This is a genomic window from Waterburya agarophytonicola KI4 (assembly GCF_020640915.1).
GTDB classification, from domain to species: domain Bacteria; phylum Cyanobacteriota; class Cyanobacteriia; order Cyanobacteriales; family Xenococcaceae; genus Waterburya; species Waterburya agarophytonicola.
This window is the reverse complement of sequence record NZ_JADWDC010000013.1, coordinates 83,617-91,494: the sequence shown is the minus strand read 5'-3', so window position 1 is coordinate 91,494 and position 7,878 is coordinate 83,617. Positions and strand designations below refer to the sequence as shown.

Sequence of the window (7,878 nt, the reverse complement as noted above, 5' to 3'; positions counted from 1 at the left end):
GTTGGTGAAGTTTTGCTGTCTGATGTGGGATAAGAATTATTGGGGATTCTATTTATTTATATCCTGGCTTTAATACTCCCTTAAAAACGCGCCCGCGATCGCAATTTTGTATCTGCTAAAAATTCCATTTCCCTCAAGATCGAGCAGGAAAATCGATTCTAAAAATACCGTCACTAGGTTTATCTTCGGTTAAAATCTCCCAATTAATCGAGGCTAAGAAAGCATCACCTTGGGCTGTTTCGACTACATCTACGCCCCATTCCCCTGGCTGTAGAGTATTTGGTAGCATATTTGCCACAGGGGTAGTTTTTTTACCCCCTAGTATTAAAGTGTCGGTAGTGAGTTGGGAGTCCCCTAGATCTTTCTTTCTTTTGTCGGTTAAAATCTCTCCACACATTTGACCGATCGCTTTTGCCTCAAATTCCTCTGAAGGGAAAGTAATTTCTACTACCCAGTGAGGATTTTTTATATAACTACAAGTAACATTTTCTTGTTCTTTCAATCCATCAATAAATATCTGGGCAAATTCTTCTCGGTTTAGAGCTGGAAGCTCGTTATTGGTTAAATTGAAATTATGGGAAAGTAGCATTCTCCCAGTCGATTGATTGCTCACAGTAACAATTACATTTTTATTAAGGACTGTCTATAAACATACTAAAGTCTCGACCTCTATGACTATCTAAACCAGGGTTATGTTAAAGATTTTATACTTAGTGGTTCTTTTAATTTTGGAAATGTTATCGTATATATCCTGAGTAAATGCACTATTTTAGATAATAAACAGTCCATGATGAACAAAAAACGCCAAGAAATAATTAAAAATGCTAGTCTCAGCCATCGTGAGAGTCTGCGTAAGAGTTTGAACAATCGTTTAGAAGCTGCTAGAGTCAATGGCAATGACAAATTAGTCAAGCAGCTAGAAGCAGAAGCTAAATATTTACATTTATAATTTGATTCATCGACCATTAATCGTAATGTTTAATTAGGGTTTGGCATTGCCAAGCTCTTTTTATTTGGTCAAAGTTAGTAGGAAGTATCGCCAATCAATAATGAAAGTTGCTATTAACGGGGCATATATTCAAGAGCAAGCTAGTGGTTTGGGAGTAGTAACCAATAACTTAGTTAGGGAATTAATTGACTGCGATCGCGAATTGAATTTTACTCTTTATTCCCATGCTAATTCTCTTAAAACTCAATATCCCCAAAATATTATTTCTGTAAATAAAAGCATCTCTCCCGATCGCGGTTTTTTAGGACACATCAAACGTTTGCTGTGGTATCAAACTAGTTTAAATTGGCAGTTGAAAAATAGTAATACGGATTTATTTTTTTCTCCTGCAAGTGAAGGAATGTTATTTCCTTCTGTTCCTCAAATAGTTACAGTTCACGATCTCATTCCTTTAAAATATCCTGAAGTAAGTCCAAAATGGAAATATTACTATCTCTATATTTTGCCTTTAATTCTCAAACAATGTCGACAGATAATTAGTATTTCCGAACATACCAAAAAAGACTTAATTGAAAACTATAAACTCAATCCTGAGTTAATTAAGGTGGTTTATAACGGGTTAGACCGCGATTTATTTTTCCCCCAACCAAATTTAGAAATTCTAGCCAAATATAACCTGAATAAATATCTGTTGTATGTAGGTGACATGAGATTTTATAAAAACCTCGATCGCTGTTTAATAGCTTTTGATAAATTACCTTTGAAAGACTATCAATTTGTCATTACGGGTAAAAAAGATGATTTCTTTTATCCCAAACTTCAACAACAAGTCGATCGATTATCAGCCCAAGAGCGAATTATCTTTTTAGACTATGTACCTGCTGTCGATCTTCCCAGTTTATATTCTATGGCGCAGTGTTTGGTTTTTGCTTCTCTCTACGAAGGTTTTGGACTACCAATACTAGAAGCAATGGCTTGTGGATGTCCCGTTATAGCTTCCGATCGCACTTCTATCCCTGAAGTAGGGGGAGATAGTATTTTTTATGTCGATCCGTATGATGTAGAAGATATTATTCAAGGAATGTATGAGCTTTTAACTAATAATAAATTACGTCAGGATTTAAGTAATAAAGGTAGGGAAAGAGCAAAACAGTTTAGTTGGGAGAAAACAGCGGAAAGTATAGTAAAAATATTTACTTCGGTATAAATAAATTAAAAATCCTGATGGTGGAATTGCTGCTATAAAAAACGCGATAATAACTGATATACCAATCGAAAAAATGCCGTAATTGCGATCGCCCCCGCAGCAGATATAGCAGCAATCATTAATACGAATTTTATAACCAAAGCACCGTGTAATGCAGGAATAAAAGCCACAATTCCCGCCGTAATTCCCCCAAAGATAATTAAATCGACTTTTTCAATTGCGCGACGATATAGAGCAAAAACAATTCCCCCCATAACCATCCCTAAAATACCCAAACTGATTCCCGAAACTGATAACAGATTAGTTAAACCAATATATAACAAAGCCCCCTCAAAACCCGTAAAAGCTGCACCAGAAATCGCTTCTATCAAGGAAAAAGGATTTTTAGGAAGTTTGATTAATGTAGCAGGAGGAGAAGGTTTTTGTGGAACAACCTGGGCAGGTTTAGCAGGAGGAGGTGGGGTTAATGCAGCCAGGGCATCCGTTGCCGATTGAAATCGTTGGGCGGGGGCTGATAACAGCATTCTATCTAAAATATCCATCAAGCGATCGCTTGTTTGGGGTGCAAAACCGCGCCACTGCCAATTGTGATTGAAGGAGTCATACAGTTCTTCGGCGGGTTTCCCCGTCAATAAAGTGATGCAGGTAACTGCTAGGGCGTAAATATCAGTGGAAGGATATACTTGCGAACCAGACATTTGTTCTGGAGGGGCAAAACCCATTGAATATACCCCCGTAGATTTTTTATTATTACCACCCCCAATGGCTACCTGTTTGACTGCACCAAAATCTAATAAATAGAGTATGCCCCGCTTGTCTCGCATAATATTGGAAGGCTTGATGTCTCGATGGATGGTGTTATTGTCATGGACAAACTGTAATACCTTAAGAATTTCTTTGAGGATCTCCACTACTTCGGCTTCGCTAAACTTACCTTTTGCTGCTAATTCCTCTTCTAAATCTTCTCCGTCAATAAACTCTTGGGCTAGATAAAAATACTGCTCGTCTTCCGTATCTTTAGCATTCCGTACTATAGGGGTAAAAAAAGCATATAGATCCGGGATTTGGGGGTGCTTGTGTCCTAATTCCTCTAAAACTACCGCTTCTCGTTGAAATAAATTCTGTGCTACTGCTAATTCGCGATCGTCTAAATCTCCTGAAGGTTGAAACTGTTTGACTACACACAGAGGCATCTTGGGCTTATAGCGATCGCAAGCCAGGAATGCAGCCCCAAAGCCCCCTTGACCGAGTAACTTGGAAGGGATATAGCGATCTGCCAATAATAAAGGCATACCACAGCTAACACAGAATTTCTGCCTTACAGTGCGAATCTTGGCTTCATCATCGAGATCGCCAAAAAAATTGCGGGGTTTGGGACAACCAGGACGAGTACAAATAATTTCCATACAATCTCAATCAATAGCTTTAAGCTTAAAGCCCTAAACTCTATGTTTCATATGGTTATTGTACTTAGGTTATTTTTATATTGTCTCTGGTTTATTTAATTTCGACACCACTTTTGTATAAAGTATCGAGATTGGCAAATTCTTTTCTCGTCGAAAATTTGGGTAAGATCTCTTGGCTAAAAGCCTCTGCTGCTTTGGAACAATAGCGACTGGGATTGACAATCACCGCCAAAGTTCTACCAATATTAACATCCTGAATTTTTGCCTGATGCAATACGCCCATTTCTAATTCTTTTTCGATCGCCGTTGTGGAAACAAATGCTGCACCCAAACCAGACTGTACGGCATTTTTAATCGCTTCAATAGAATTTAATTCCATTTCGATCTTGAGACGCTTGGGATTAATTTCGTAACGAGTCAAAACTTTATCGATCACCTTACGGATTGTCGATTGGGAATCTAAAGTAATAAAATTGAGCTTGTATAAATCTTCTTTATGAATTGTCTCTTCTTGAGCCAAAATATGATTGGGAGGCAAAATCAGGGCTAATTCGTCATCAGCATAAGGAATGATGTTTAATGTTTCCTGTAGTTCGGTGGGAACTTCTCCCCCAATGATTGCCAAGTCTACTTGTCCGTTGGCTACCGCCCAAGAAGTTCGACGGGTTGAATGCACCTGTAGCTGTACCGAAACATCAGAATATTTTTCGCGAAACAAACCGATCATGCGCGGAATCAAATATGTCCCCGTCGTTTGGGATGCACCCACAATTAATGTACCCCCTTGAAGATTTTGCAGATCTTCGATCGCCCGACAGGTTTCTTGACATAAAGAGATAATTCTCTCTCCGTAGCTAAGTAAGAGATGTCCCGCTTCAGTCAATTGCGCCCTACGTCCACCGCGATCAAATAAAGGTACATTTAACTGCTTTTCTAAATTTTGTACTTGAAGACTGACAGCAGGTTGAGAAACATAAAGGCTGTCAGCAGCCCGCTTAAAGCTTCCTTCAGTGGAGATCGCCTTAAGTATGCGGAGTTGATCCAGGGTAAAAGGAATATCAGACATAAAAAAAGTTTGATTAACGGTTTTCTAAAAAAAAGTTAGCGATAGGAAGGTTATTTAAACGTATTATTAATAGTGCTTAATATTTAATAATTTTCGTGTTCTTTATTTGCACAGTAACACGATTGGGCTGCTGAATTAATTTTTAATTATTGTTAACATCGAAATCGATTAATAATACCTATATGAATATCTCTGTTACCAATATTAGTTGGCTCAATAATAGTCACTATATTATTTTGGCTTTGTTGCTGGGTTTTGCGATCGCCCACAGCGGGCTAGCAGCTTTACGCCCTTGGGGGGAAACTAAGATAGGTGCAAGACTTTATCGGGTATTATTTGCCCTTGTTAGTATTCCTTTTGCTACCATTTTAATTATTTATTTTTTCAATCATCGTTACGATGGGATACAGTTATGGCAAGTACAAGGAGTGCCAGGAATCAAATCTGCGGTGTGGATTTTGTCCTTTATTTCCTTTATATTTCTTTACCCCGCTACCTTCAACTTATTAGAAATTGCAGCGATCCAAAAGCCTCAAGTATATTTATTTGAAACGGGTATTATTCGCATTACTCGCCATCCTCAAATGGTAGGACAGGTTATTTGGTGTATTGCCCATACCCTATGGTTGGGAACGAGTTTTACATTAGTGACATCCTTGGGTTTAATTGCTCATCATTTATTTGCCGTCTGGCATGGCGATCGCCGTTTGAACAAAAGATATGGCGCAGCTTTCGAGAAAGTGAAAGCCCGTACTTCTGTCATACCTTTTTTAGCAATAATTGATGGTCGTCAAAGTCTCAAATGGCAAGAATTCTTACGCCCTGCTTATGTCGGGATAGTTGCTTTTGTAATGCTGTTTTGGTGGGGACATCCTTGGTTGATGCAAGTAACTTCCAGGGTTTATTGGTAAAGTGCCAACAAGACTAGCCTATATTTTCCTTCGATTCTCGATCCTTGTTCCTTAATTGACGATCCAGTGATCCCAATTAGATGTAGCATATGTCCAAGTATCTCAAATCATTTTAAAAAACGTTAATAAATTTATGTCATCTGTAGTTAATGAAAACAATTTTAAGCCAGAAGTACTACAGGCTTCTCTTCCAGTTTTAGTTCATTTTTGGACTCCTTGGTGTGGCTTGTGTCGGTTGATTAGCCCGATGCTTGAAACCATGCAAGGAAAAAGCGAAAAACAAATTAAAGTAGTTTCTATTAATGCTGACGAAAATTTTAAATTAGCCAATGCCTATCGTCTGAAAAACTTGCCTACTATTATGCTCTTTAAAGATGGCGAACTGGTAGAAAAGCTCGATAATTTTAACAGTCGCGATCGCTTAGAAATGGCGTTAAAAAGACTGATGAATAAGAATTTATCTCTTTCTTAGTCTTATTTATTTTTTAAGTATTTTTATTTTAAATTAGAGACCCCTCGATCCCGATTGTTCTAAAATTGCTATTTCTGATTTTAGATTAGTTATTTTTCTAATAATTTCTTGTTTTTTTTGATTGTCTCTAATATGAACCAAAACACTCGACCAAGCTCTTATTTGAGCTTGTTTGAGATCGATTTCACTAGTAGAGGTTAACGCCTGTTCTAAATCTTTAATAGTCAAACCATCAGGGCGATCGCTTTGAGTTAAGTTTGCCCATTGTGCTGCTATTTTATAAGAATTAATGGCTGCTTTTTTATTACCCAAAAACAACAATTCATCTAACCCTTTAGAAGTCCAAAGTAATGCAGATTGTGGCGATTCTGGATCTACCGTTGCCAAAACTTTTTCCATTAAAGCAACAGTTTTTTCGGCATTTCCTGCATACATAGAATTAGCAATGGAAAGTCGTAGATGAGCCTGAGTAAAGCGAGGATCGATGTTAGTTATAGTTGCAAAATATTCGGGTACTAATTGATAGCCAATAGTTTCTCTAGCATGGGCATCGCCAAAATACTGCACAAAATTTAGATACGACCAATCTGCAACTAAATTATCAAAACCAAGATGAGGACTTTGCTGGAGGAGGTCAATTTCTTTTGCTTGTTGTCTTTCTCGTTCTACGTAGTTGTCGTAGTTTAGTTGTTGGGCTGATTTTTTATATTCTTGGCTTTGTAAAAAGACAATTCCTGCCAAACAAATAAAAGGTGCAAGGTTAGATAAAACTTGAGTAATTTTCCTCAATTGGAAGAAAGGCATATCAGCAATTAATCGGCAAAATAACAATAGTGTTCAGTATTTTCTCTTAGGAGATTACACTTATATTATCATTGAGTTTTTTTCTTGCCATTAAATACTAATTTGATATTTTTACTTTAATTGACTAGCTAAAACCTTGATCTGTTTTGAACTCAAGATTTTATCGAGCAATTATTCAAGCTGTTTTTGGTTTTAAGATTTATCGAAACTTTATTTAGATTGCTTAAAAATACTTAGAACGAACATAATTGATCGATTTATCTTTTGGAAAATCAATTATTCTTAAATTTCATGCCATATATTTGATTATTTTTCGACATCCAAGTATGGCGCAGTAGTTTTTTTAGTTGAGGAGTAGAATTTTCGATCGCTGCTGAATTAAAATCAAATAAATTATTTTCTAGAGGATGAATATATTGAGGGGTATAGTTTCCCAATAAAGATATTCTAGAGCGATCGCTGTTATTAACGGAGGTATCGTGCCAACATAGTCCGTGAGAGATAATAGCCGAACCTGCTGTCCCCGTGATCTTTTCGGCGTTTTGTTCAAATTTAGCTAGATCTGGAGTGGTAGCTAAATTTTGCGTCCCAGAAGCAAATAGAGGCGCGCCATTATTGGCAGTAAAATCGTCCAGCATCCAAATTACCTGTATTTCTAAAATGGGGTATTTGGGAAAAGGAGATGACATTGCCCAGTAAGGATAGTCTACATGAATACCCATTCTCGTCGATCCAGGATGAAGAATATGGGCAGAAAAACCACCCAAAATCAGATCTTCACCCAAAATTGCTTCAGTAATTGCCAGAATTAATTTATCTTGGACTAATTTGGCAAAAATCTTATCTTTATAGATTAAGCCGTATAGTCTTTCTTTTGCTCCTTGAATTACTAATTTACCGTCTTCTCGATCTTGCTGGGCAAATTTGAGAATCAATTCCCTGGCTTTATTTGCTTGCTTAAGACTCAATAAATCGGGCAATATAATATAACCCTTCCCTTCAATAATTTCCCTGGTTAATTCGGCTAGATTCACTTTTGCTACTGATTACTTATTATCTATGT

The 7,878-nt window shown here is 37.2% G+C and carries 9 protein-coding genes; 4 read left to right on the top strand and 5 right to left on the bottom strand.

The window, feature by feature from the left end; genetic code table 11:
- Window positions 1–133: 133 nt before the first annotated feature.
- Window positions 134–613 (bottom strand): DUF2656 domain-containing protein, encoded by a 480-nt coding sequence (locus I4641_RS07820; RefSeq protein WP_229639923.1) that lies wholly within the window; start codon window positions 611–613, stop codon window positions 134–136.
- 177 nt (window positions 614–790) lie between these two features.
- On the opposite strand from I4641_RS07820, the gene pirA reads away from it, so the two are divergent.
- Window positions 791–949, top strand: a complete 159-nt coding sequence (pirA, locus tag I4641_RS07815; RefSeq protein ID WP_439655333.1) for an arginine synthesis PII-interacting regulator PirA — start codon at window positions 791–793, stop codon at window positions 947–949.
- A 100-nt stretch (window positions 950–1,049) separates the two neighbouring features.
- Window positions 1,050–2,156, top strand: coding sequence for a glycosyltransferase family 4 protein (locus I4641_RS07810; protein WP_229639921.1), 1,107 nt, complete (start codon window positions 1,050–1,052; stop codon window positions 2,154–2,156).
- 32 nt (window positions 2,157–2,188) lie between these two features.
- Here I4641_RS07810 and I4641_RS07805 read toward each other — a convergent pair whose 3' ends face one another.
- The gene (locus I4641_RS07805; RefSeq protein ID WP_229639920.1) at window positions 2,189–3,562 is read right to left on the bottom strand and encodes a serine/threonine-protein kinase; all 1,374 of its coding nucleotides are present in this window, start codon (window positions 3,560–3,562) and stop codon (window positions 2,189–2,191) included.
- Between the two features lie 91 nt (window positions 3,563–3,653).
- Window positions 3,654–4,628 (bottom strand): LysR family transcriptional regulator, encoded by a 975-nt coding sequence (locus I4641_RS07800; RefSeq protein ID WP_229639919.1) that lies wholly within the window; start codon window positions 4,626–4,628, stop codon window positions 3,654–3,656.
- Window positions 4,629–4,810: 182 nt separating this feature from the next.
- On the opposite strand from I4641_RS07800, the gene I4641_RS07795 reads away from it, so the two are divergent.
- Together I4641_RS07795 and I4641_RS07790 are read left to right on the top strand one after the other, a co-directional pair.
- Window positions 4,811–5,539: an NnrU family protein gene (locus I4641_RS07795; RefSeq protein ID WP_229639918.1), complete on the top strand. Its 729-nt coding sequence runs from the start codon at window positions 4,811–4,813 to the stop codon at window positions 5,537–5,539.
- 133 nt (window positions 5,540–5,672) lie between these two features.
- Window positions 5,673–6,011: a thioredoxin family protein gene (locus tag I4641_RS07790; RefSeq protein ID WP_229639917.1), complete on the top strand. Its 339-nt coding sequence runs from the start codon at window positions 5,673–5,675 to the stop codon at window positions 6,009–6,011.
- 33 nt (window positions 6,012–6,044) lie between these two features.
- On the opposite strand, the gene I4641_RS07785 is transcribed toward I4641_RS07790, so the two are convergent.
- Together I4641_RS07785 and I4641_RS07780 are read right to left on the bottom strand one after the other, a co-directional pair.
- Complete coding sequence (locus tag I4641_RS07785) at window positions 6,045–6,815, bottom strand: hypothetical protein (RefSeq protein WP_229639916.1); 771 nt, start codon at window positions 6,813–6,815, stop codon at window positions 6,045–6,047.
- 272 nt (window positions 6,816–7,087) lie between these two features.
- Entirely contained in the window at window positions 7,088–7,849 is a 762-nt protein-coding gene (locus tag I4641_RS07780; RefSeq protein ID WP_229639915.1) for a phytanoyl-CoA dioxygenase family protein, read from the bottom strand.
- Between the last annotated feature and the right edge of the window lie 29 nt (window positions 7,850–7,878).

Coding starts and splice junctions, on each gene's coding strand:
- pirA (WP_439655333.1), top strand. CDS start 791: ATGAACAAAAAACGCCAAGAAATAATTAAAAATGCTAGTCTCAGCCAT.
- I4641_RS07810 (WP_229639921.1), top strand. CDS start 1,050: ATGAAAGTTGCTATTAACGGGGCATATATTCAAGAGCAAGCTAGTGGT.
- I4641_RS07805 (WP_229639920.1), bottom strand. CDS start 3,562: ATGGAAATTATTTGTACTCGTCCTGGTTGTCCCAAACCCCGCAATTTT.
- I4641_RS07800 (WP_229639919.1), bottom strand. CDS start 4,628: ATGTCTGATATTCCTTTTACCCTGGATCAACTCCGCATACTTAAGGCG.
- I4641_RS07795 (WP_229639918.1), top strand. CDS start 4,811: ATGAATATCTCTGTTACCAATATTAGTTGGCTCAATAATAGTCACTAT.
- I4641_RS07790 (WP_229639917.1), top strand. CDS start 5,673: ATGTCATCTGTAGTTAATGAAAACAATTTTAAGCCAGAAGTACTACAG.
- I4641_RS07785 (WP_229639916.1), bottom strand. CDS start 6,815: ATGCCTTTCTTCCAATTGAGGAAAATTACTCAAGTTTTATCTAACCTT.